The sequence below is a fragment of the Archangium violaceum genome, from assembly GCF_016859125.1.
Lineage (GTDB): Bacteria > Myxococcota > Myxococcia > Myxococcales > Myxococcaceae > Archangium > Archangium violaceum_A.
Window position 1 is genome coordinate 7,275,590 of record NZ_CP069338.1, and the last position, 22,506, is coordinate 7,298,095.

The 22,506-nt window shown below is 67.8% G+C and carries 18 protein-coding genes; 7 read left to right on the top strand and 11 right to left on the bottom strand.

Going from position 1 to position 22,506, the window contains the following annotated elements; genetic code table 11:
* Positions 1–48: 48 nt before the first annotated feature.
* Positions 49–1,230, top strand: a complete 1,182-nt coding sequence (locus tag JQX13_RS31180) for a sigma 54-interacting transcriptional regulator (RefSeq protein WP_239015384.1) — start codon at positions 49–51, stop codon at positions 1,228–1,230.
* A 3-nt stretch (positions 1,231–1,233) separates the two neighbouring features.
* Here the strand turns inward: JQX13_RS31180 and JQX13_RS31185 are convergent, their stop codons facing one another.
* On the bottom strand, positions 1,234–2,253 hold the full coding sequence (locus JQX13_RS31185) for a serine/threonine-protein kinase (RefSeq protein ID WP_203403116.1): 1,020 nt from the start codon (positions 2,251–2,253) through the stop codon (positions 1,234–1,236).
* Between the two features lie 295 nt (positions 2,254–2,548).
* On the opposite strand from JQX13_RS31185, the gene JQX13_RS31190 reads away from it, so the two are divergent.
* Positions 2,549–5,137, top strand: a complete 2,589-nt coding sequence (locus JQX13_RS31190; RefSeq protein ID WP_203403117.1) for a response regulator — start codon at positions 2,549–2,551, stop codon at positions 5,135–5,137.
* Between the two features lie 49 nt (positions 5,138–5,186).
* Here the strand turns inward: JQX13_RS31190 and JQX13_RS31195 are convergent, their stop codons facing one another.
* Positions 5,187–6,116 carry a class I SAM-dependent methyltransferase gene (locus JQX13_RS31195; RefSeq protein ID WP_203403118.1) on the bottom strand — a complete coding sequence of 310 codons (930 nt, stop codon included), beginning with the start codon at positions 6,114–6,116 and terminating at the stop codon, positions 5,187–5,189.
* Positions 6,117–6,482: 366 nt separating this feature from the next.
* On the opposite strand from JQX13_RS31195, the gene JQX13_RS31200 reads away from it, so the two are divergent.
* From JQX13_RS31200 to JQX13_RS31210, 3 genes are read left to right on the top strand one after another with little or no spacing between them, the layout of a single operon-like run.
* Positions 6,483–7,721: a GTP cyclohydrolase II gene (locus tag JQX13_RS31200; protein ID WP_203403119.1), complete on the top strand. Its 1,239-nt coding sequence runs from the start codon at positions 6,483–6,485 to the stop codon at positions 7,719–7,721.
* 12 nt (positions 7,722–7,733) lie between these two features.
* On the top strand, positions 7,734–8,534 hold the full coding sequence (locus JQX13_RS31205) for a creatininase family protein (RefSeq protein ID WP_239013958.1): 801 nt from the start codon (positions 7,734–7,736) through the stop codon (positions 8,532–8,534).
* Between the two features lie 12 nt (positions 8,535–8,546).
* Positions 8,547–9,326 (top strand): phytanoyl-CoA dioxygenase family protein, encoded by a 780-nt coding sequence (locus JQX13_RS31210; RefSeq protein ID WP_343211023.1) that lies wholly within the window; start codon positions 8,547–8,549, stop codon positions 9,324–9,326.
* A gap of 173 nt (positions 9,327–9,499) precedes the next feature.
* On the opposite strand, the gene JQX13_RS31215 is transcribed toward JQX13_RS31210, so the two are convergent.
* The 4 genes from JQX13_RS31215 to JQX13_RS31230 all read right to left on the bottom strand — a co-directional run bounded on the left by JQX13_RS31215 (position 9,500) and on the right by JQX13_RS31230 (position 12,324).
* Entirely contained in the window at positions 9,500–10,462 is a 963-nt protein-coding gene (locus tag JQX13_RS31215) for an alpha/beta fold hydrolase (protein WP_203412288.1), read from the bottom strand.
* Positions 10,463–10,546: 84 nt separating this feature from the next.
* Positions 10,547–10,684, bottom strand: coding sequence for a hypothetical protein (locus JQX13_RS54540; protein WP_239013959.1), 138 nt, complete (start codon positions 10,682–10,684; stop codon positions 10,547–10,549).
* 178 nt (positions 10,685–10,862) lie between these two features.
* A complete protein-coding gene (locus tag JQX13_RS31225; RefSeq protein WP_203403120.1) occupies positions 10,863–11,381 on the bottom strand; it encodes a hypothetical protein in 519 nt (172 codons plus the stop codon).
* Complete coding sequence (locus JQX13_RS31230) at positions 11,350–12,324, bottom strand: hypothetical protein (protein WP_203403121.1); 975 nt, start codon at positions 12,322–12,324, stop codon at positions 11,350–11,352. Before JQX13_RS31230 ends, JQX13_RS31225 begins: the two co-directional genes overlap by 32 nt.
* A gap of 368 nt (positions 12,325–12,692) precedes the next feature.
* On the opposite strand from JQX13_RS31230, the gene JQX13_RS31235 reads away from it, so the two are divergent.
* A complete protein-coding gene (locus JQX13_RS31235) occupies positions 12,693–14,156 on the top strand; it encodes an FAD-binding protein (protein WP_239013960.1) in 1,464 nt (487 codons plus the stop codon).
* Positions 14,157–14,173: 17 nt separating this feature from the next.
* Here the strand turns inward: JQX13_RS31235 and JQX13_RS31240 are convergent, their stop codons facing one another.
* Both JQX13_RS31240 and JQX13_RS31245 read right to left on the bottom strand, forming a co-directional pair.
* Positions 14,174–15,328, bottom strand: coding sequence for a hypothetical protein (locus JQX13_RS31240; RefSeq protein WP_203403122.1), 1,155 nt, complete (start codon positions 15,326–15,328; stop codon positions 14,174–14,176).
* A gap of 356 nt (positions 15,329–15,684) precedes the next feature.
* The gene (locus JQX13_RS31245) at positions 15,685–16,641 is read right to left on the bottom strand and encodes a glycoside hydrolase family 43 protein (RefSeq protein ID WP_239013961.1); all 957 of its coding nucleotides are present in this window, start codon (positions 16,639–16,641) and stop codon (positions 15,685–15,687) included.
* A gap of 148 nt (positions 16,642–16,789) precedes the next feature.
* Between JQX13_RS31245 and JQX13_RS31250 the strand changes: the two genes are divergently transcribed.
* Positions 16,790–18,310 carry a class I adenylate-forming enzyme family protein gene (locus JQX13_RS31250; RefSeq protein WP_239013962.1) on the top strand — a complete coding sequence of 507 codons (1,521 nt, stop codon included), beginning with the start codon at positions 16,790–16,792 and terminating at the stop codon, positions 18,308–18,310.
* A gap of 1 nt (position 18,311) precedes the next feature.
* Here JQX13_RS31250 and JQX13_RS31255 read toward each other — a convergent pair whose 3' ends face one another.
* From JQX13_RS31255 to JQX13_RS31265, 3 genes are all read right to left on the bottom strand, one after another.
* Positions 18,312–19,439 carry a UTP--glucose-1-phosphate uridylyltransferase gene (locus JQX13_RS31255; RefSeq protein ID WP_203403124.1) on the bottom strand — a complete coding sequence of 376 codons (1,128 nt, stop codon included), beginning with the start codon at positions 19,437–19,439 and terminating at the stop codon, positions 18,312–18,314.
* A 100-nt stretch (positions 19,440–19,539) separates the two neighbouring features.
* Entirely contained in the window at positions 19,540–20,646 is a 1,107-nt protein-coding gene (galK, locus tag JQX13_RS31260; RefSeq protein ID WP_203403125.1) for a galactokinase, read from the bottom strand.
* A gap of 20 nt (positions 20,647–20,666) precedes the next feature.
* Entirely contained in the window at positions 20,667–22,268 is a 1,602-nt protein-coding gene (locus JQX13_RS31265) for a family 43 glycosylhydrolase (protein WP_203403126.1), read from the bottom strand.
* Positions 22,269–22,506 lie beyond the last annotated feature (238 nt).

Here is a 22,506-nt window from a genome sequence, read left to right on the forward strand (position 1 = left end):
ACCGGGCCGGACGCGCGACAGGACCTTCCCCTCGAAGGGACGTTGTTGGTGGGTACCCAGGTGGAGGGTGGCCTGCGGCTGAGCGATCCGACGGTGTCGCGTGTCCACCTGGAGATTCAAGCCCGGCCGGAGGGCGTGCGAGTTCGGGATGTGGGCTCGCGCAACGGCACCTGGTCCCTGGGGGTGCGCATTCACGAGGTCACCGTCGCGGGCGAGGCCCGCTTCACGCTGGGTAAGACGACGCTGCTCGTCATGCCCGAGCCGTCCGAGGAGGGCGCCGAGTCCGCGCCGCGCACCTCCTTCGGACGCGCGCTGGGGCAGAGCGCCGCGATGCAGCGCCTCTTCGGGGTGCTGGAGCGCACCGCGCGCTCCTCCTTCTCCGTGTTGCTGTTGGGGGAGACGGGCACCGGCAAGGAGCTGCTGGCCGAGGCGGTCCACCTGGCCTCGCCCCGGAGCTCCAAGCCCTTCGTCATCGTGGACTGCGGAGCGGTGGTTCCCTCGCTCATCGAGAGCGAGCTGTTCGGGCACGCGAAGGGCGCCTTCACGGGTGCGCATACCGAGCGCCAGGGGCACCTGGTACAGGCGCATGGTGGCACCGTCTTCCTCGACGAGGTGGGCGAGCTTCCCCTGGAGCTCCAGCCGAAGCTGCTCCGGGTGCTGGAGTCGGGCACGGTGCGCCGGGTGGGGGACAACGCCGCGCGGGAAGTGGACGTGCGGGTGGTGGCGGCCACGCACCGTGACCTGAAGGCGGAGGTGGCCGCGGGGCGCTTCCGGGCGGACCTCTACTACCGGCTGGCGGTGGTGCCGGTGCGAGTCCCCGCGCTGCGCGAGCGCTCGGAGGACATTCCATTGCTGGCGCGCCACCTCTTCCTGCAGGCCGGCCAGCCGGACTTCCCGCTCACGGACGAGCTGGTGCAGCGGCTGATCTCCTATGACTGGCCGGGCAACGTGCGGGAGCTGCGCAACTTCGTGCACCGCGTCCTCGCCGCGGGGGACGCGGAGCTGCCGGACATGCAGCCGGTGAGCGCGGTCTCCGCGGCCGAGGACCTGAGCGCCCTGACCTTCAAGGAGGCCAAGGAGCGCATGGTGGAGGCCTTCACCCGCGAGTACCTGACGGCGTTGCTCGCGCGGTGTGGCAACAACATCTCGGAAGTGGCGCGGACCGCGGGGCTGGCGCGCAGCCACGTCCACGGACTGCTCAACCGCTACGGGCTGAAGGCGGGCGACTGAGCGTCAGCCCTTCGTCCTCTGGGAGGGGTGGGACACGTCGGCGGTCCGGGTGACGGTGACTCCCTCCCGTGCGCGGTCCTGACTCCAGGGCAGGCGCCCGGAGCCGGGGAGCCAGGGGGACACCAGCTCGGCGAGCTCGGGCAGGCCCACCATCGGGGCGCCGGCGCGCAGGGCCTGGTCGAGCGACGCGCGGAGCTCCCTCAGCGAGGGGCGCTGCGCGGGCTCCTTGGCGAGGGCCGCCGTCACACTCCGCTGAATCGCCTCGGGCACGGCGGGACGTACCGCGCCGAGTCCGCGGGGGACCTCCTTCATCACGGCTTCCATCGTCTGCACCGGAGTGGCCCGCCGCAGGGGCTGCACGCCCGAGAGCAGCTCGTAGAGCGTCAGCGCCAGTCCATGGACATCCGTCTGGCCATTCAGCGGCGCTTCGCGAAGCTGCTCGGGCGTGGCGTACTCCAGTCGGGCCTTGACCCGGCCGGGCTGCGTCTCCGTCAACCGCCCGGTCCTGCGCGCGATGCCGAAGTCGAGCAGCTTCACCGCTCCGGTGTCGGCGATCATGATGTTGCCGGGATGGAGGTCTCGGTGGACGAGTCCCAGCGGCTGCCCCTCCCGGCCCCGCAGGGTGTGCAGGTAGCCCAGGCACTCGGCCACGTACGTGGCAATACGTACCGCGTGGGGCCAGGGCAGTGGCCCCAGCCCGGCGGTGCGGCGTGCCTCCAGGAGCTGCGCCAGGGTGAGGCCGTGCACGTACTCGAACACGAGGAACAGCAGGCCGTCCTGCTGGCCGAAGGTGCGAAGACGCGCCAGGAATGGATGATTGAGCAGGGTGGAGAGGTGGGCCTCATCCAGGAACTGCCGCACCCAGTCTTCGTCCCCCGCGACCTCCGGGCGCATCCGCTTGAGCGCCACCAGCCGGTCCGGTCCCACCTCGCCCTTCGCCTCGGCGAGGAACACCTCGGACATGGCGCCCATGGCCAGGCGCTTGAGGAGGACGAAGGCATCGAGGCTCGGGCCCTGCTGCATGGGCGGGTGACTATAGCGTGCGAGCCATTCGGGGACGGGGAACCAGCGCTTGCCCTCCCCGAGGGGAGGGGAGGAGGCGGGCGTGATTCACCCGGAGGGGACTGGGAGCAGGTCCAGCCGCGTTTTCCAGCCATCTCGGGGCGAAGGTCGACCAGTTGCCACTCGAGCGCCTTGGGAGGCTCCGAATGGATTTCTTCTCTGGCCTTTCGTTCGCCCCATGACGGTATTCTGGCCGTTCCCGGCACTCGGGTTCGCCACCAGGCAAGGGTGCCGGGGGCCCCCCCATCCGTTCGCTATGTCCGACACCCTCGATACCCAGAAGCTGTTCGACGCCGCTCCCTCTCCCCTCATGGTGCTGGACCGGGAGCTGAAGTACGTCACGGCCAATCAGGCCTACCTGGAGGCCACCGCGCTGCGGCTCGACGAGGTCATCGGCCGGAGCATCTTCGAGGTGCTCCCTCAGCAGGAGCACTCTCCGGGCGATGACAGCTCGCGCCGGCTCCGGGAATCCCTCGAGCGGGTGCTCGCCCGGCGCATGCCGGACCTCGTCCCGATGCTGGCCCAGCCCATCTCCCGCCCCACCCAGGCGGGGCCGGTGCTCGAGGATCGCCTCTGGACCTGTACCCACAAGCCCCTCCTCGATTCCTCGGGCAACGTGGCCTTCATCCTCCAGCACGCCGTGGACGTAACGGACCTGCGCTCCTCGGACATCGCGAAGTGGGCACAACCGGAGCCACGGGAGGGCCTCTCCCCGGACCTGCTCGCTCCCCTGCTCGCTCGGATGGGGACATTGCAGGAGGCCAACAAGTCCCTGGATGACGAGCGCCGTTACCTCCGCCAGTTGCTCGAGGTGTTCCCCGGAGTCGTGGGGGTCCTCCGGGGCCCCGACTACGTCTTCGAGATGGTCAACGAGAACTACCTGCCGTTCCTCGGCTTCCGGGACGTTGTCGGCATGCCGCTGCTCAAGGCGCGTCCGGAGCTCCAGGGCAACACGGCCATCCTGGACATGCTCGCGCGGGTGTTCCACCAGGGCGAGTCGGTCAGCATGCGGAACTTCAAGGTCGCCCTCCGCACGAAGGTGGACGGTCCGATCGAGGACCTGTTCATCAACTTCGACTACCGGCCCGTCCGCGTGCCGGGAGGGCCCGTGCAGGCCATCCTCGTCTACGGCCAGGACGTCACCGAGAAGGCGCTCGCCGAGGCGAAGGTGCGTCACTACCAGGAGCACCTGGAGGAGCTGGTCCGCGAGCGGACCCGGGCGCTCGAGGAGAGCGAGGCCGAGCGGCGCCGGACCGAGGCCCAGCTCCGCCAATCCCAGAAGATGGAGGCCGTGGGCAAGCTCACCGGCGGCGTGGCGCACGACTTCAACAACCTGCTCCAGGTCATCGCCGGCAACCTCCAGCTACTCCAGCGGGACCTGGGGGACAACGAGCGCGCCATGGCCCGCGTCCAGACCGCGGCCCGCGCCGTGGACCGGGGCGCCAAGCTCGCCTCCCAGCTGCTCTCCTTCGCGCGCCGCCAGCCGCTCCAACCGCTCGTCGTCAACCTGAGCCGGCTGGTGCGGGGCATGGACGAGCTGCTGCGCCGCACGCTGGGCGAGGACGTGCAGCTGGAGACGTCCACCGCTGGAGGGCTGTGGAACACGGCCATCGATCCCAACCAGCTCGAGAACGTCATCCTCAACCTGGCCATCAACGCCCGGGACGCGATGGACAACAATGGCAAGCTGACGATCGAGGTCAGCAATGCCACGCTGGATGACCACTACTGCCGGTTGCACCCCGAGGTCCTGCCCGGCCAGTACGTGCTGCTGGCCGTCTCCGACACCGGCAGCGGCATGACGCCGGAGGTGATGGAGCGCGCCTTCGAGCCGTTCTTCACCACCAAGCCCGAGGGCCGCGGCACGGGTCTGGGCCTGAGCATGGTGTACGGCTTCGTCAAGCAGAGCGGCGGACACATCAAGCTCTACAGCGAGGTGGGGCACGGCACGACCATCAAGCTCTACCTGCCCCGCGCGATGGAGGCCGAGACGGCGGACGCCCAGGTCGTCACCGGCCCCATCGAGGGAGGCACGGAGACCATCCTGGTGGTGGAGGACGACGCCGAGGTGCGTGCCACGGTGGTGGAGATGGTGAGCGAGCTGGGCTACCGCGTGCTCAAGGCCGTGGACGCGCAGAGCGCGCTGGTGGTCCTCCAGAGTGGCGTTCCCATCGACATGTTGTTCACCGACGTGGTGATGCCCGGTCCGGTGCGCAGCCCCGAGCTCGCCAAGCAGGCCAGGGCGCTCATCCCGGACATCGAGGTGCTCTTCACCTCGGGTTACACGGAGAACGCCATCGTGCATGGCGGACGGCTCGACCCGGGAGTGCAGCTGCTGAGCAAGCCCTACAGCCGGGAAGAGCTGGCCCGCAAGCTGCGGCAGTTGCTCGACAACCGTCAGCAGCGGCTGGCGGTCCGAGGGCCCCACCGTGCGGCGGCAACGCCCAGCTCGTCCGAGCGTGCCCCCGAGCCCGCATCGCGCCGGCTGCGCGTGCTGCTGGTGGAGGATGACGAGGACGTGCGCTCCTCGGCCTGCGAGCTGATGGACTTGCTGGGGCACGAGGTGCTGGCGGTCACGAGCGCCGAAGAGGCCAAGGGCGCCATGGCGGCCAGCACCTTCGATGTGTTGTTCACGGACGTGACACTGCCGGGCGTGTCGGGAGTGGACCTGGCGCGAGAGGTGGCGGGCAGGAAGAACGGGATGAAGATCATCCTCGCCTCGGGCCATGGGAACGTGGCGCTGCCCAGGGGAGAGCAACCGTTGGAGGGCGTGGTGGTGCTGCCCAAGCCCTACGCGCTGCCGCAGATCCAACAGGCGCTCGAGCAGGCGGTGACCCTGCCTTGAGCCGAGGGGCCCGGTCTCCACCTCGGAGCCGGGCCCTTTCTCCAGCCCTTCACGCGAAGGCGGCGCTGCGCAGGACCATCACGTCCGCGAAGTCCTGGCGCTGCGGCGCGAGACACAGCGCCCCCTGGGTCACCTGCTCGAGGAAGTGCTCGCCGTAGTCGTGACGGGGGCCCGAGGCGTACACGGTGATGTCCCGGTCCCGCGCGACGTGCCCGAGCATCCGGGCCACCGCGTGCGCCACCTCCCCCCAGAAGGGGAAGTAGAGATAGAACGCGGTGCCATCCGACAGGTCCACATCGCGGACATCCGAGTGGATGAACTCCAGGTTCGGCAGCCCGAAACGCTCTCCAGTGCGGCGCGCGGACTCGACGTACGTCTGGCCGTACTCCACGCCCTTGACCCGGGCGGAGCAGCTCGCGGCCACGGTGATGGCGAACTTCCCGTTGCCACAGCCGAGGTCGTAGATCGTGTCGTGCTGCCCGGGACTCGTGATGGAGAGGAAGTCGGAGATGCGCTGGGCCCGCGAGGCCATGTTCACCTGACCGAACGGGGGCCGGCTCTGCCCGGTGGTGATGCGTGAGATGCGCAGCAGGCCCTCGAGCCAGTCATCCGCCGCCGTGCTCGCGCGGCCAGCGGCCTCGGTGAAGCCGAGCCCTTCCCACCGCTCCCGGAAGCGCGCCGGCGCGAGGTCTCCCGTGCGGAGCTGTCGGGCGACATCATCTCCTGCCGCGTCCAGCGCCTCGGTCACCGAGCGTGCACTCACCTCCAGCGCATCCCAGAGCGCCTGGAGCTCCGGGCGGGCCCGCACGTCGAGAAGGAGCAGGTCTGGCTCCACGTTCTCCTGCACGAAGGAGAACCGCTCGAAGAGCTCCCACAGCGCGCCCAGGTCCAGCGTCCGTACATCCTTCGACGCCAGGAGGATCTCGGCGCGCTCGACCCACCAGGGGGCGGCGCATGGGGTGGGGGATGTAGGGGGCATGGAGCAAGAGGGTGTCAGAGAGGCGTTCACCTGTCCAAAGCGAACGCGCTCGGCCTGGCGCGCCTTCCCGGCACGCCCGCCGGGTCCCCTGGCAGGCCTGGGGCCCAGGCGGTCGAGGTGAGCCTTTTGGTGGCGAGCACCCGGAGATGCTCATCGTTCAGACGCGTCAGTTCAAGGGATGAGGAGCCGTGACACGTCAGACCCGCGTTGACACGCCAGTACACGCCAGTACACGCCAGTATGACGCGTCAACCCGGGCCCCGTCGGGAAAGAGCCGGGGACCCGCCTTGGATGTTGCGCGATGGGCTGCTGGCACCGCGGATGCAAATTGTCCGAGCCATGCCCCTGGCCCTTTCGACGAACAACATGCTCAAGGGTAAGCACCCCACCTACGGCCTGCTGCTCCATGTCGGCGAGCAGCTCCTGGAAACACGATACGGTGACTTCCAGGTGCATGTCTTCCAGAACCTCTACACGCGCACCTACTCGCTCGCGGTATGTCTTGGAGATATCCAGACCTCGGAGCCGCTGGTCGCGCGCATCCACTCGGCCTGCATCACGAGCGAAGCCTTCGGGAGCTGCGACTGTGACTGCGCCGAGCAGCTCGAGCTGGCGCTCGGGCGCATCGCCGAGGTGGGGCGTGGCATCATCTTCTACTTGATGCAGGAGGGCCGGGGCGCGGGATACGCCGCGAAGGCACGCGATCGCATGCTCGTCCAGGCGAGCCGCGATACGGTCACGACCTTCGAGGCATACAAGACGCTCGGCCTCGACCCCGACTATCGCCGCTACCACGAGGTGGCGTTGGCGCTCCAACTCCTGGGCGTGCGCGCGCCCATCCGGCTGCTCACGAACAACCCGGAGAAGACCCGCGCACTCGAGGAACTCGGCATCACGGTCGAGGTCGCCGAGCGGATCCAGCGCGAGGCGAGCCCCTTCAATGTCCATTACCTCTCGTCGAAGCGACGCGTGGGCCATTCGCTCGCGAGAGGCATGCTCGTCAAGAAGGGGGCGGAGCTCCCGGAGCCGGTCCTCCCATTCGACCCCACGCCGCTCGAGGGGGCCCCACACCTCATCCGGATGGCGTCCTATCTCCTCCCGCTCCACGTCGGTCCCGAGAGCCAGCTCGCGTGGTTCCGGGCGCACGTCTACTTCGATCTCCTGGCGGGCTGCGAGCGCGTCGTGCTCACGTACGGCAAGTCCGCGGAGGGCTCTCGGCGGGTGCCGCTCGTGCGCATCCAGAGCGAATCGCTGCTCGAACGCTTTCCGCTCCGCAATGGTGTCAACAAGCCACAATGGAAGAGGGTTGTCGCCGAAATGGTTCAGCATGGGTATGGCGTCGCCTTGTTCCCCTCAGCCGATGGGGATGCCGCGATGCTGACGGCCTCGACCCTCGGTGCACGGCTCCAGGTCGAGCCGTTGACGGCTTCCCGGCTGGCGGATGAGACGCTCTTCGTGCTCCTCGCGCATCACGTTCCGGGGAAGGTGCTCATTCCCGCCTTCACCAGCCTTGACGAGGACGACATCCGGCGGGACCTTGTCGGCGCATTCGAGCGACATGGGTTCTCGCTCGAGGCTCCAACCCTCTTCAAGATCGCGTCCTGAAAAGAGTGACCGATGTCCGACCAGAGATGGCGTGCCGGGTACAAGGCGCTTCCGCGTGCATCGAATCCCGCCGAACGGCGCCTGGAGCGGCTCACCTGGCCCGAGCTCGAGCGGCTCCTCGCGAGCGGTGTTCGTACGGCCGTCCTTCCCCTCGGCGCCTTCGAGCAGCATGGTCCCCATCTGCCGTTCGCGACCGATACATGGATCGCCGACGCGCTCGCCGAGCGTTTCTGTGCACGCGTCGAGGAGGCGATCGCCTGTCCGGCCGTCCCGTTCGGATGTTCGACGGAACATATGGCGTTCCCAGGCACGCTCAGCCTGAGCACGGCCACGTTGAGCGCGGTCCTCTCGGACCTGCTCGCCTCCTGCGGACGGCATGGGTTCGAGCGGGTGTTTCTGTTCTCGGCCCATGGAGGGAACCATGGCCCCCTCGCGGAGTGCATGGACGCGCTGCGTGCCGCGTGCGCCCCCATGAAGCTCATCGTCTTCACGGAGAATGCTCGGCTGACGCGTGTCCTGCTGGGGGCGAGCAAGGCGCACGGAGTGGAGCGGGAGTGCTCGGGAGCCCATGCCGGCGAATTCGAGACGTCCATCATTCGCGGCCTGAGGCCAGACGCCGTGCGCCTGGACCGGCTGGAGCCAGGCTTCGTGGAGCCGACCGAGCGGTTCAGCAAACTCTTCTATCCGAGTCTCCGTGAGAACGCTCCGAATGGCACCGTCGGCGATCCCCGCCCGTCGGAGCCGGAGCGCGCGGAGCGTTACCTGGAAGCCTGGGTCGATGTGCTCATCGACGCGTACCGCGCGGCGATATAAAGACGACCACGTATGGTGAAACTCTCGAATGCCCAGGTGGAGCGATTCATCGAGGACGGCTTCGTCCGCCTCGACCACGCCTTTCCGCGAGCGCTGGCGGACGAGGGCCGCGCGCTCCTCTGGCGTGACACGGGCTGCGACCCGGAGGATCCGGCGACATGGACCCGGCCCGTCGTCCGGCTGGGAGAGTACGGGCAGGAGCCCTTCCGGCTCGCGGTGAATACGCCCCGGCTCCATGCCGCCTTCGATCGGCTGGTGGGCCCCGGGCGTTGGCATCCCCGCTTCAGCCTTGGCACCTTCCCCGTCCGCTTCCCAAGCCCGGAGCCGCCGGGTGACGACGGCTGGCATGTCGACGCCAGCTTTCCGGGAGAAGACCCGACGTCCTACCTGTCCTGGCGGGTGAACGTGGCCTCGCGGGGCCGGGCCTTGCTGATGCTCTTCCTCTTCTCCGACGTGGGCGAGGACGATGCGCCCACGCGCATCCGCGTCGGCTCGCACCTGCAGGTGGCCCGGCTGCTGGAGCCCGAAGGCGAGGCGGGCCTGTCGGCCATGGAGCTGGCCGGGAAGCTGAACACCACCGAGGCGTGCCCCCTTGCGCTCGCCACGGGTGAGGCGGGCACCGTCTACCTCTGCCACCCCTTCCTGGTGCATGCCGCTCAGCCGCACCGGGGAACACGGCCACGCTTCCTGGCCCAGCCGCCGCTGCTTCTCGCGCGGCCGTTCAACGTCCAGGGGGACGATGGAGCCGGGTCACCCGTGGAACTCGCCATCCGGCGCGGGTTGGGGCACTGAACGTCATCTCCGCGAGTGGAATGAGGAGCCTCTCGCTGGGGTCTTCGCTTCCGGTCATCAGGTAGGCGCCCAGCGCGGCGAGCATGCCGATCACGACCGCCACCATGGACGCCACGACCAGCAGGCCCACGCCGGACTCGGGCAGGGCCGCGACGTGGGAGAGCTCGGCTTCCTCAGTGCTGAGCGGGCAGATCCTTCAGGAAGGCCAGCAGCGCCGCGTTGACCTCGGCTGCGCGCTCTTGCTGGATCCAGTGACCAGCGCCAGGGATGACGAGCACCTCCTTGAGGTTGGGCACCAGGGACTTCATGAGATCGACCGGGGCCATCGCGCGGACCGGGTCCTTTTCTCCAGTGATGAAGAGAGCGGGCTGCTCGATTCTGACCGTTGCGAGCTCGGGCAACTCCTCCCAGTCCCGGTCCATGTTGCGATAACGGTTGAGCCCTCCACGAAAGCCGCTGCCCGCGAACTCCTTCGCGAAATACGCGAGGTCGTCTTCGGTGAGCCAGGCGGGGAGCGTTTCGGGGGTGTCGAGGCCCGTGAGGAACTTGTCGCCCTTCTTCTTGGCCCGCACGGCCTCGGCCATCGTATCGAAGCCGGGGACGCCGGTGAGGATCGTGCGCATCGTCTTCGGAATGTCCGCTTCGAACTCCGCCTCCGCGACGCCGGGCTCCTGGAAGTAGAGGACGTAGTACCACCTATCTCCGTACATGGCCTTGAATTGCTGCGTCGGCGGTATGTGCGAGCGGCCGAGGTACGGAACGCTCATGCCGACGACAGCACGGTATCGATCCGGGTGGAGCGCGGCGCTGTCCCAGGCCATTGGCGCGCCCCAATCGTGGCCAACAACGACGGCGGTCTTCTCCCCGAGGGCATCGAGCAGGCCGACATAATCGGCGAGCATGTTCTTCATGCTGTACGCCTCGATCGCATGCGGCTTGTCGCTGCGGCCGTAGCCGCGAACATCGGGAGCGACGGCGTGGTAGCCGGCGGCCGCGAGCGCTGGGAGCTGGTGGCGCCAGGAATACCAGGACTCCGGCCAGCCGTGGAGGAGCAGCACGAGCGGGCCTTCGCCGGCCTCGGCGATGTGGAGGTGGATGCCGTTCGTCTTGATGGTGCGGTGTGTGATGTCAGACATGGAGTCGTGCATGGGTATCGGGTCCCTTCCTCGCGGAGCGAGAACGGTTGCGTTGAACGCGTTCGCTATGGAGATGCTTCGAAGCTACGTCGTGAGGAGCGCTTCGGCCTCGTCGAGCACCTTGCCGAGTGGGTGATTGACGGCCTGCTCGACGAGATATCCGGGGCTTTCGTTACGAGGGACGATGCTGACCAGGGCTGGCGTTCCGAGCGCGTCGTACACGTCTCCACGGGTCCCATCTCCTCCATATGGAGGAGGACGTGCAGTGCAACGGAGAGCCGACTGTCGCTCTTCATGCGACTTGCTATGTTACGTGAGTGGCCGGAGGTCAAGGCGAAGTCGAGGGCGCGACCTCGGTGGGTTGAAGCCCCGGTCGACGGCTCTTCAGCCCTTGAAGGCGCTACGGCATGGCGCCGTTGGTGAGGATGATGTCGTCGATGTAGCCCCGGTACCAGTAGCTCAGTTTGGTGGCGGCGGTGATGGGGATGTTCACGTCGAAGACGCGGGCATTGGCGTAGGACACGGTCGTGCTGTTGTCCTTGCCCGAGTACATGAGCGCGGAGGTGCCCTGGTGGGGTGACTCCCGACGGGGCGAGCACTCCACCTTCGTCGCTCCCGTATGCGCACTGACGTTCTGGCTGCCGTCCAGCGTGTCGAGCCACGTCGGCTGGACGCTCTCGAAACCTGACTTGAACAGCTCGCCTCCTCCCGCTGCGGGGATGAGCTCGAACGACACGACATTGTACGGTGGCACCCTGTAGGTGAACGCCGAGCCCGTGTAGGCAATCGTCGTGTACGCAGTGGGGTTCATCGTGGTCGCCGCGTTGACCACGCGTACGTTCACGGTGCCCGTGGCGCTGGCGATGTTGGCGAGCGAGACGGTGACGTCATACGCGTTCCCCTCCGTATCCTTGTTCACGACGGTGACGTAGGTGCTTCCCGTCGCCGTGGCCCGGCTGGCGAAGGCCTCGAGGTTCTCCGTTCCGCCCGTCGTGGTCAGCTTCTGGTCGCCCGTTGTAGTTGCCGAAGAGGAACAGGGTGAAATACGGCTTGTACGGAGCGAAGTCCGTGTTGCTCAGCAGCCCCAGGTGGTTCTCGCCGGCCTCGGCGAGGTTGTAGAAGGTGAAGAGATCGATGTTGGCCTTCATCGCGTTGATGATGGCGCTGGCCATCCACGTCGCGTTGACCTCGCTGTGGTACTTCGCGTTGAAGCCCGCGAAGTCTCCCTGCGCGATGTTGTACTCGGTGATGGCGGCACCGTACTTCTTGCCCGAGGGGCCGGTGAGGACGCCGTTGAGGCCGCCGTTCTTCACCTTGATGACGTCATCCTGGTAGTTGGGCTTCGTCCAGGCCATGCGCTGGGCATTCGTGGCCGTGGAGTCGGCCCAGGGGCCGTAGTTGTGCCAGCTCAGGATGTCCAGGTTCCACATCTCGAAGTACCGGACCCGCTTCGCGGCCCCCAACACCTTGTCGACGTTGTAGCGCTGCACGAGACCCGCCATGAAGGTGCCGTACTCGGCCCAGTCGGCGGAGAGGATGACCTGGGTCGAGCTGAGCGTCTTGTCGACGCCTCCGGGGAAGCCGCACACGACGATGAGCGGCTCGGCTCCGGAGTCCCAGAGGGTGTTCAGCAGCGCGTCGAGGGTCGTCCAGTTCCAGGTGTCGTGGGCCGGGTACACGTCCTTCCCGTTGTACTGCCCCCATTGCGTGACACCGACCCGGACGAGCTTCACCTTCGCGTCACGGATTCGCTGCTTCAGTGTCTCGTTTCCAGGCCAGTGGCCGACGTACTTGTCCGGGGCACCGACGCCCCATGAGAACGGGTTGACGGTGCCCGCGTTCGACGTGGTGTCGACCGTCACCGTCGTCGCCAGCGCCGCGCGCGAGATGCCCGGCTCCTCCGGAAAGGGTTTCTCCAGGTGCGTTTCCGGGCTCCCACAGGCGCCCAGCAGGAGGAGCCCCAGGGAGCCGATGAAACGACTGAATGCGAACCTCGACGAGACCTCTCGGACCGAACGTGATGGCGCGGTGCTTCTCCCGGGAGAGTGGTCTTCGTGCTTACCAGACTCTTGCCACCGAGCGGGGGGGCGCAGGCAGGTGAGGGCGCGCGTTGACCTCCGTACCCTGGACTCAGGCGGGAAGGAGGGGAGGACGTCCTGGCATGTTCCACGAGGCGGGATCAGAATGAGCGCCTTCCTGGCGGGCGACGCGCGGGTGCGGAGCGCCACGAATGAGTGAGGAATTCATGACGAGTCGAGCCTTCTCCCGGAGGACGTTGCTCCAAGGTACGCTGGTGGCAGTGGCATTCAACCCCGCGAGCCGGAGCTGGGCCGCCGCGCTGGAGCCCGGCTCCATCCCTCTTCCTCCACTGGACGGGGCGCTGCTGATGGACGCGGCGTCGCTCGCCGCGGCCGCGGAGGACTTCGGTCACATCATCCACCGCACGCCCTGGGCCGTGCTCGTCCCGGGCTCGGTGGAGGACATCGTTGCCATGGTTCGCTTCGCGCGCTGCCAGGGCCTGCACATCGCCGCCGCGCGAGGGCTCGGCGAGAGCCACAGCTCCTATGGCCAGTCCCAGGTGCCGGCGGGCATCGTCATCGACATGTCCGCGCTCTCGACCATCCACGAGATTGGCGAGTCGAGCGCCTGGGTGGACGCGGGTGTCCGGTGGCGCCAGCTGCTGGAGGCCACGCTTCCCTCCGGCAGGAGCCCTCCGACACTCACCGACTACATCGAGTTGAGCATCGGTGGGACGCTGTCGGTGGGAGGCATTGGCGGACAGGCGTTCCGCTGGGGCCTCCAGGTGGACAACGTGCTGGAGTTGGATGTCGTCACGGGGGAGGGCGAGCTCGTGCGGTGCTCGCGCTCACGCGCGCGATACCTGTTCGACGCCGTGCGCTCGGGGCTGGGCCAGTTCGGCATCATCGTGCGCGCCCGGGTGCGGCTCGTCGAGGTGCCACCCCGTGCGCGGACCTACACCGCGCTGTACGGAGACCTCCACCGCTTCCTGGAAGACCAGCGGCGGCTCATCGAGGACGGCCGCTTCGACTACGTGGAGGGCGCCGTCGTCTCCTCCGCTGGCGGCTGGGCCTTCCAGCTCGAGGTGGTGAAGTACTTCACCCCTGGCGCCGAGCCGCAGGACGAGCGTTTGCTCGCGGGCCTCGGCTTCCAACCGGGAACGCTCCAGGTGACGGACGGCAGCTACTTCGACTTCGCCAACCGGCTCGCACCGCTGGTGGCGCTGCTCCAACAGCTCGGTGTCTGGGAGTTTCCGCATCCGTGGATGGACATGTTCGTTCCCGCCCGGTCCGCGGCCGCGTTCGTGGAGGAGGTGCTGTCCCAGACCACCGAGGCGGACATGGGGCAGGGGCCCATTCTGCTCTATCCCTTCCGCTCCGCGGCGCTCACGGCGCCCTTTCTCCGCGTCCCCTCGGACCAACATGTCTTTCTCTTCTCGCTGCTGCGTACCGCCATTCCTCCAACGCCGGAGAACGTGGAGGCCCTCGTGCAGAAGAACCGCGCCATCTTCGAGCGGCTCACGGCCTTCGGCGGGAAGCTGTACCCCGTGGACGCCGTTCCGCTGAGCCGTGCCGACTGGCGCCGCCACCTGCACCCCTTCTGGGAGCGCTTCGCGTATGCGAAGTGGCGCTTCGACCCGGCCCGCATCCTCACGCCGGGCCAGGGCATTTTCTGAGCTGGTGAAGGGCCAGTTCAGTACCGCATGACCAGGTCGAAGCCCAGGAACCACCTCTTGATCCGAGCCTCGAGCGGTATCGAGAGGGAGACACCCGGTTGTAACGAATCACCCCGGTCGGTGATGAGCCGGAACGACCCCCCGACGGAGTGATGGAGTTCGCTCTTCGAGGCGGGTGTCTCCGCGTACCGGGCGCCCGCCACTTCGACCGTGGCCACGAATGGGTGGGCGGAATAGGCGAACCCCGCTCCCCACCGGGGGGAGAGTTGCAAGGGTTTGTAGAAGGCGGAGTACACATCCAGCCCCGCGTCCAGCCGGAGGGAACAGGACGCGCAGAAGGAGCGGAGCAGGAGCAGTGAAGTCCCCAGCCTCCCGCCCAGGGCTCCGGGCTGGAACAGCACGGCCTGGGTCATCCGCTTCGCCGCCATGGAGCCATTCAGTGAGGAGCCCACCTCATCCTCGTCTCCCGTGGGAAGGAGCAGCCCACTCCGCAGCACGAACCAACCCTCGAAAGGAAGCGTCCGGACATAGGACAATCCGATGTCGATGTTGCTCAGGGCGGAAGCCGATCTGGCTGCTCCGGTGAGCTTCGTCAGGGAGACGGCCGTGTAGAGCCCGAAGCCCGCATCGGTCATTCCACCCGGGGTGGTCAGGGAGAGATCGAGCTGGACGGGAACACCGTCACCCCTGCCATCGAACAACAGCCCTGAAGAGAGGGCCACGTGGCCTCGTGCGTCGAGCTGATCCAACAAGGCGAAGAAGGGCCCGTATTCGTATTCGGGGCTGGAGTAGGTCGGCTGGATCATCTCCAGTTCTTCCCGCTCGAGCCCCGTGGTGGCGGCCCACGCGGCGAGCAGAGGTGAGTCGATCTCTCGGATGAAGGCGTACTTGTACCCGGCCGCGATGGCTTCGGCGGCTTCCCGGCCAAGCTCCTGCTCGAGGAGATGGCCCACCGCGCAGATGCGTCCCCGCGAGTCGATGAAGGTGGGGCGCCGTGCATCGGGATGGCCATCGTTCCGGGGGAACTCACCCCGTCGGATGTAGGCCGCCAGCCACTCGAGATTCCGTTTCCTGGCGGCGCGCGCGGCCGGGGACAGCGCCGCCGTGGTGCGCTGCCGCAGCCGCTCCAACACGTATTCCAGGTGGACCTGGATCCGGAGATCCTCATCCACCTCCGCCGTTGGGGGTCGACCGAACCTGGCCTCGAAGCTCTCATCCCCGAGAATGATGTTGATGGAATCCGTGTGGAGCCGTGCCGGCGCAGGAGGGGGTCCGCATGCGAGGAGGCCGGCCATCAAGAGCAGAGCGGAAACAGCCATACGCCGCGACATGGTCATGGGAGCAGTACCCTCCACGGAGTGGATCCAGACCGGCCCGTGCCTTGTCCATGCTGGACGGGCCGTTGCTCCACACTGAGGGATCGCTCGAACCCGAGCCGCATGAGGGGCTCATTCCATCATCACGGTTTCATCATGAGGATGAAGGGAGCTCTCCACCGCCAGGGACCTCGAGCGCTACTCGTAGAACTTCAGGCTCCAGCCCGTGTTGCTCTCCGAGCCCCGGGTGTACGTGATGTTCCCCCACCACTGGAACGTCCGAGCAGCACGAAGGAGTGATGGCCCACTCCCTTGGCATACAGCGTGGGATGCCAGCCGCTCATCATGATGCCGCCGTTCGCGCCAAAGAGGCAGCCATTGGACTTGTACCAGTCCCAGACATACGTGGGGTCTCCACCTGCCTTGAGGCGCAGGTCCGCGAGGCAGTAATTGGTGTCCCAACTGCCGTTCGCCGAGTACACGATGTGCAGTTGCCCGTTGGGATCGATGATGGGCTCGGGCCCTTCGTCGACGCGGGTCGGGGGATTGACGTCGACCTTCTCCCACCACTCCCGGGGCTGGGCGATGACGTAACGGGGCCCCGTGACCGTGGTCGGGCTCGACATCCTGGCGATGAACAGGGTCTGCTCACCGTTGGTGTCTCCGACCCAGCCCGACCAGACGAAATACCGCTGTCCCTTGTAGATGAACGCCGTGCCATCGATGGCCCACTTGTTCTCCGGGAGGGCCATGAGGACTTCGCGCGAATAGCTTGTATTGGGAGACTGGGATTGGATGTAATACATCCTGTGGGCACTGCCCGCCCCAGCCGTGAAATAGATGTAATAGGTGGTGCCGTCCTTGATGAGCTCGGGGGCCCACACCTCGGCCAGGTTGTTGGGGTTGCCCCAGACCTGTTGGCGCGCGGCGCTCGCCAACGCGTCCACGGAGGACGCCATCCGGACGTACAGCCGTCCACCCTCCGTCTCCGCGGAGATATAGGTGCTGCCCACCCGGATGACGCTCGGGTCGGCTTTCTTGATGGAAAGTCGCCCGATGTCCTGGGCCAGCGCGCCGTTGAGCTCGGGAACGACAGGCTCGGCTTGTGGGCCGCAGGCCTGCAGGGCGGCCATCAAGGCCATTCCCCGTAGGAAGCTCTCGATACGCATTCGTCTCTCCTCTCAGGGTGAGAACAGCCTTCTCAACCTACAAGGAAAAGCGAGGAAAAGCGGCGACGATATTGCCAGCAGCCGTGTCAAAGGACTCATCATGGGTTGAGCGTTGAACTGTCTGGATTGCTATCCCATAGTGCTCCTCATGGCCGACAACATGTTTCCCCAGACCGTGCTTGACCTGATGCGCAATGACGGAAACCGGATCTGGTTCGAGCACGGGAACCGCACGGTCACCGCGGCCGACATCCTGCGCATGACCCGGCGAGTGGCGGCGGGCCTTCGGGCCGCCGGTGTGGGGCCGGGAACTGGCCTGGCCGTGTTCACCAGCGTCACGCCGGAGACCTTCGCGGCGATGATCGCGGCGTGGGCGCTGGGAGCCCGCATCGCCGGCGTTCGTCCGGGCCTGACCTCCGGGCAGCTGGCACATCTGCTCGGCGACCGCGTCGACTTCCTGCTCCTCGATCCGGCGACCAACACCACCGAGGTACGTACGGCGGCCGGAAACCTGCCGGTGCTATGCCTCGGCGCGGCACCGGGCCTGCCGGATGTGCTCGCCGCGGCGGACGACGGTGCGGAGCTACGGGCAGAGGGACGGCCGGACGACATCGCCCGGCTCACCTACACCAGTGGCAGCACCGGCAATCCGAAGGGCGCCGTCCAGACGTACAGGGCCATCAGCGCGGACTGGCCCGCGTACCCCGACCGCTGGAGCCCCTCCATCCGCGAGCTCGCCGCCGGGATGAGTCGTCACGTGCTGTTCGGCTCGCTGAACAGCCAGGTCGCGCTCGACTACGCGTTGGTGGCGCTGTTCCGCGGTGGCACCCTCGTCATCCCCGAGGACATGGACCTCCGGCCGTTCTTCCCGACGGTGATCGCCCGCCACCGCATCACCAGCAGCATCCTGAGCGTGCCGCGGCTCTACCAGATGCTCGACAGCCTGCGGACGGACCCGGTCGATGTGAGCAGCCTGCGCGCCCTCATGGTCTCCGGCTCGCCGCTGAGCCCGCAGCGCTTCGCCGATGCCCTGCAGCGGCTCGGCCCGGTGGTCTTCCAGGGCTACGGCCAGACGGAGGCCGGTCTGCTCTCGATGTTGACTCCGCGGGAGGCGCTGGCGTCGAAGGAAGCCCTGTCCTCCGTGGGCCGTCCTCAGCCCACGACGAAGCTGGAGGTACGTGGCCCCGACGGTGCCCCCGTGCCTCCCGGAGAGGTCGGCGAGCTGTTCGTCCGCACGCCGTACCAGACGTCCGGTTACTGGTCGGATCCTCAGGAGTCCGCCGAGGTGTTCGTCGATGGCTGGATTCGCACCCGCGACCTGGGCTACGTCGACGGCGACGGTTACGTGCACCTCGCGGGTCGTGCCCGCGAAGTGATCATCGTCAACGCGAATGTCTACTACGCCGGTGCCATCGAGCGGGTGCTCGCCGAGCACCCGGGGGTCGACCAGGCCTACGTCGTCGGCGCCGCCGACGAGCAGACCGGGGAGGCGGTGCACGCCTTCGTGGTGCCGCAGCCGGGCGCGCGGCCCGACGCCGGCGAACTGCGGGCGCTGGTGCTGAGCCGGTTGGGGCAGGCTTGCGTACCGCGCACCGTCTCCTTCATCGCCGAGGTTCCCGTCGGGCCGAGTGGCAAGCCGAACAAGCGAGCGTTGTTGGCCAGCCGCTGACTCAGGTGGTGAAGCGCTTCCGGAGACGCTCCGCCACGCGCGGAAGGTCATCGGGGGCCTTCACCGGCTCGAACCGGCTGGTCGCGGGGTCCGTCCTGCTCACCTCGATGAAGGAGACAGGGAGGAGCGGCTGACCGTCCGGACGGGTGAGGCTGCTGGCCTCCGCCGTCACCTGCTCGAGCTGGAGCACGGGCTGGTCATCCACCTTCTTGGAGACCACCCGGTAGGGGATGGGGATCTCCTTGTCGAGGATGGCGTCCAGGTCGAAGGTGATGTTGTTGGTCGAGATGAACGCATGCTGGGTCGGGTCCACCTTCTCGACGAGCTGGAGCTGACCCTTCAGTCGTACCGGTGCCGCGCCCGCGTCGAGCGCCCCGCTGGGGTTCTTCCGCGGCGTCACCTCCACCGTCATGGCCGCGCCCCCCTTCAGGTGCATGCCGATGACGACCGGGTCGAGCGTCGCCGCCAGGTTGTCCACGTTGGAGAAGTACACGCAGCGCACGCCGCGCTTGCGCAGCTCCGCGCCGACACCGCTCTCGCGCAGGGCCCGGAAGACGTCCCCATGCCCCGAGGGAGCGAACGAGAGCTGTCCGTCCGCTTCCCGGAACAGCTCCCCCTTCGGCGTGAGCCGCGGGAGCATCCGCTGGCGGAAGAGGAACACGTTCTCTTCCTGGCCCCGCTGCGCCAGGTGCGCGGCGATTTCCTCATGGGTGAGGAAGGACGTCATCAGCGCCACGGGCACCGGGCGCCCGAAACGTGCCCCCAGCCGGCGCGCCTCCTCCAGCTTGAAGTCGAGGAAGGTCCGCTCTCCGATGACCGGCACGAGCGCCTTCACCGCGCCACCGAAGCGCGTACCGGCGCCACCGGCCACCACGAGGGCGGCCACCTGGCCCTGTCGGAACGCCTCCTCACCACGAGCCCGGTACCCCTCGTACTCGGGAGTCCCCTCGGCGGGGAGCGCGCGGATGTCACCCTCCTGGAGTGGTTGGAGGGAGCCCGCGAGTGGCGGAGCTTCGACCAGTTCACCGCGTTGGTATCGGGCGAGCAGTTCCCTGAAGCTCGCGGCGTCGAATCCGTCACGTGCGAAGAGGGGACTGTCGAGTTCCTTGTCCGCTAGTTGGTCTGGCATGGCGGCAAGGTTCCGCGATCCTCGCGCACTGTGCAATGCGCTGGATCGACGCACCGCTCTGGCGCGGTGCGTTCGTGACATTCGGATGCGCTGAGGGTCTTCAGGGCACCAGGACCGTGGCGGTACGGCCCGAGCGTTTCGAGTAGGCCTGGGCGATGCGCTGTGCCACGGTGGCGCCGGTGCCCGTGCGCGCCAGCGCCACGATGGAGCCACCGAAGCCTCCGCCCGTGAGGCGCGCGCCGAGCACGTCCCGCTCGTTGAGTGCCAGTTCCACCAGCAGGTCGATCTCCGGCACGGAGACCTGGTAGTCGTCACGCTGCGAGGCGTGCGAGGCGTACATCAGGGGCCCGAGGGCCGCGATGTCACCCGTCCGCAGGGCCTCGACGGTGGCCAGCACGCGTGCATTCTCGGTCAGCACGTGGCGCGCGCGCCGGCCCAGCGGCTCGGGCAGCGCGGCCAGCCGGGGCAGGTCCGCCTCCGTCAGGTCGCGCAATTGCGGCACGCCCAACAGTTCCGCCGCGCGCTCGCACTCGGCCCGGCGGGTGCGGTAGTCGCCCGCCGCGTGGTTGTGCGCCACCCCCGAGTTGATGACCACGGGCTCCACTCCGGTGGGCAGTGGCACCCGCTCGTGGCCCAGGCTGCGCGTATCGAGGAAGAGCGCGGCCCCTCCGTCCGCCAGGTGACAGGCCATCGGGTCCATCACCCCCACCGGCGCGCCGACGAAGTCGTTCTCCACCTTCTGTCCCAGCACCGCCAGCCGGACGTCTTCCAGCGGCAGCGAGAAGGCCTCGCGCAGGCCGCGCAGGAGGCACACGCCCAGTGCCGCGCTCGAGGACAGCCCGCTGCCCACGGGCACCTGCGAGGTGATGCGCACGTCGAAGCCCTCGAACGTGAAGCCCTCGCGCCGCAGGACGAGGGTGACGCCCTGCACGTAGTCGAGCCAGCCGCGCCCCGGTGTCTCCTGGCCCAGGACGAACTCCTGTACTCCCGCCTGGCCCCCCACGTTGACGCTGAAGGCGCGGACGGTGCGATCCCCACGAGGCCGCAGTTCCACCTGCGTGTACTGGGGGATGGCCATCGGCAGCACGAAGCCGCCGTTGTAGTCGGTGTGCTCACCGATGAGGTTCACCCGGCCCGGCGCTCGCGCCACGACACGGGCGGGGTGTCCGAACAGCACTTCGAAAGTAGCGGCCGCTCCTGCGTCCATCGTCGAGAGCTCCTCGCGCTTCAGTTGGGGGTGATGCGCAGTGAATCGAACCGGGCGGAAGCACCCGCGACGCCGCCCGCGGTGAGCGCCACGCGCACGCCGCGATCCCAGGGCGGAAGATACGCGCCCGCCAGTTCGGGGCCCACCTCCGTCCAGGTGGTGCCCTCCGCGCTCACCGCGAACCTGTACGCCTGACCGTTCTTCGCCGTCATGCGCAGACGCAGCTTGCCATCCACGGTCGTGGGCACATCGAGGGTGGCGATCACTTCATGGGTGTTGCGCTCCCGGTGCCACACCTCCACCTTGCCCGGCCTGACGTACATCCCGAGCGCGTTCTCGGGATCGCCGAAGGCCGACAGTCCCGCCGCCATCCCGGCCGTGAGCCCGCTGACGTCCAGGACGGTCTCGGCCGTGTAGTTGCCCGCGTTGGTGGCGCGAGCGAAGACCGCGCCAAGGGGATCCTCCGCCCGGTCGGCCGGGGGTGCGAGGATCAACAGACCCGCCTCGACGCTCGTGGTGGGCTGGCGTCCATTCGGCCACACCCAGCCAGAGGCCAGGGGCGGGGACGTGAATTCCTCGGAGAAGGCAGCGGGCTTCGCCAGCACCTTGCCTCCAGGCCCCCGGCGCCCGTTGATCGTGGGCCAGCCATCCTCCGCCCACTGGATTTCATCCAGCAGGCCCTGCCGGCCGACGTAGACGAAATCCGTGGCGCGGTAGGCGTGGTACAGGAAGTAGTCGCGGCCCTGGGTATCCGTCACCACGCTCCCGTGCCCCGGGCACTTCCAGGCCTCGTTGGACTTCATGATGGGATTGAGCGGGTTCTTCTCCCATCCCCCGAGCAGCTTGCGCGAGCGCGCCACGCCCACGGCATAGTTGCAGTCGCGTCCACAGCACGCGGAGCCGGCGTAGAACATGTAGAACCAACCGTTGCGCTTGATGAGGTGCGGGCCCTCGACGAGCTGCCCCTCCCATGGCGAGTCGTTCATCAGGATCTGCGTCCGCTCACCGATGAGGCGGGTGCCGTCCTCCGACAGGGGCTGCGCCCAGATGGGCGTCGGCAGGCTTCGGCTGTTCCCGTCTTCCTTCCAGACCAGGTAGAGCGCGTCGTTCTCGTCGCGGATCAACGCGCCGTCGATGGAGCCGAGCTCCTGGCAGACCAGCGGACCGTGATCGGTATAGGGCCCCGAGGGCTTCTCCGCCGTGGCCACGGCGACGCACAGCGGTCCGCCCTTTTGACGCGCCGTGTAGAAGACGAAGTAGCGGCCCTTGTCTTGCGCGAGCTCCGGCGCCCAGTAGTTGCCCTCCGACCAGGTCGGGGCGGTCTGGAAGATCGGGCCCACCACCTCCCAGTGGAGCAGATCCTTCGAGTGCAGCAGCGGGAAGTGCGGCGCCCACTCGGACGACGTCGCCGCGGCCCAGTAGTCCTCTCCCACGCGGAGCACCGAAGGGTCGGCGAAGTCGCCGGACAGGACCGGGTTCGTCACCTCGAGCGGAGGAGGCGGCTGCGCTGGGGGCGGAGGCTGCGGCGGTGCCGACTGAGGGACACAGCTCGGCGTGGAGAGTGCCGCCAGTACGGACAGGGACAACACGGCTGCGGGCAGGAGTACACCGCGTGAATGCATGGGGGGGAGGGCTCCTCGACGGGGGGGGCGCACCGTAGGGAGATCGACGTGGAGTGGTCAAGGACGAGGACCGCCCCTGCTTTGTCTGCCTTTCGACAGTCGCCGCCCGCGTGCGCGAAGTTTGACGCGCCGCGTATCCCCTCCCTGAAGTGCGAGAGAGATGTCATCCTTGACACATTCCGCCTGGCTATATGAGATGCGCGATTTTTTCGTGACGCATCAGGAGCGGAGACAGGCC

What these genes read in the sequence shown, in the direction of transcription:
- JQX13_RS31185 (WP_203403116.1), bottom strand. Translation starts at nt 2,253, where the DNA reads ATGCAGCAGGGCCCGAGCCTCGATGCCTTCGTCCTCCTCAAGCGCCTG.
- JQX13_RS31190 (WP_203403117.1), top strand. Translation starts at nt 2,549, where the DNA reads ATGTCCGACACCCTCGATACCCAGAAGCTGTTCGACGCCGCTCCCTCT.
- JQX13_RS31195 (WP_203403118.1), bottom strand. Translation starts at nt 6,116, where the DNA reads ATGCCCCCTACATCCCCCACCCCATGCGCCGCCCCCTGGTGGGTCGAG.
- JQX13_RS31200 (WP_203403119.1), top strand. Translation starts at nt 6,483, where the DNA reads ATGCTCAAGGGTAAGCACCCCACCTACGGCCTGCTGCTCCATGTCGGC.
- JQX13_RS31205 (WP_239013958.1), top strand. Translation starts at nt 7,734, where the DNA reads ATGTCCGACCAGAGATGGCGTGCCGGGTACAAGGCGCTTCCGCGTGCA.
- JQX13_RS31210 (WP_343211023.1), top strand. Translation starts at nt 8,547, where the DNA reads ATGGTGAAACTCTCGAATGCCCAGGTGGAGCGATTCATCGAGGACGGC.
- JQX13_RS31215 (WP_203412288.1), bottom strand. Translation starts at nt 10,462, where the DNA reads ATGTCTGACATCACACACCGCACCATCAAGACGAACGGCATCCACCTC.
- JQX13_RS31235 (WP_239013960.1), top strand. Translation starts at nt 12,693, where the DNA reads ATGAGTGAGGAATTCATGACGAGTCGAGCCTTCTCCCGGAGGACGTTG.
- JQX13_RS31245 (WP_239013961.1), bottom strand. Translation starts at nt 16,641, where the DNA reads ATGCGTATCGAGAGCTTCCTACGGGGAATGGCCTTGATGGCCGCCCTG.
- JQX13_RS31250 (WP_239013962.1), top strand. Translation starts at nt 16,790, where the DNA reads ATGGCCGACAACATGTTTCCCCAGACCGTGCTTGACCTGATGCGCAAT.
- JQX13_RS31255 (WP_203403124.1), bottom strand. Translation starts at nt 19,439, where the DNA reads ATGCCAGACCAACTAGCGGACAAGGAACTCGACAGTCCCCTCTTCGCA.
- galK (WP_203403125.1), bottom strand. Translation starts at nt 20,646, where the DNA reads ATGGACGCAGGAGCGGCCGCTACTTTCGAAGTGCTGTTCGGACACCCC.
- JQX13_RS31265 (WP_203403126.1), bottom strand. Translation starts at nt 22,268, where the DNA reads ATGCATTCACGCGGTGTACTCCTGCCCGCAGCCGTGTTGTCCCTGTCC.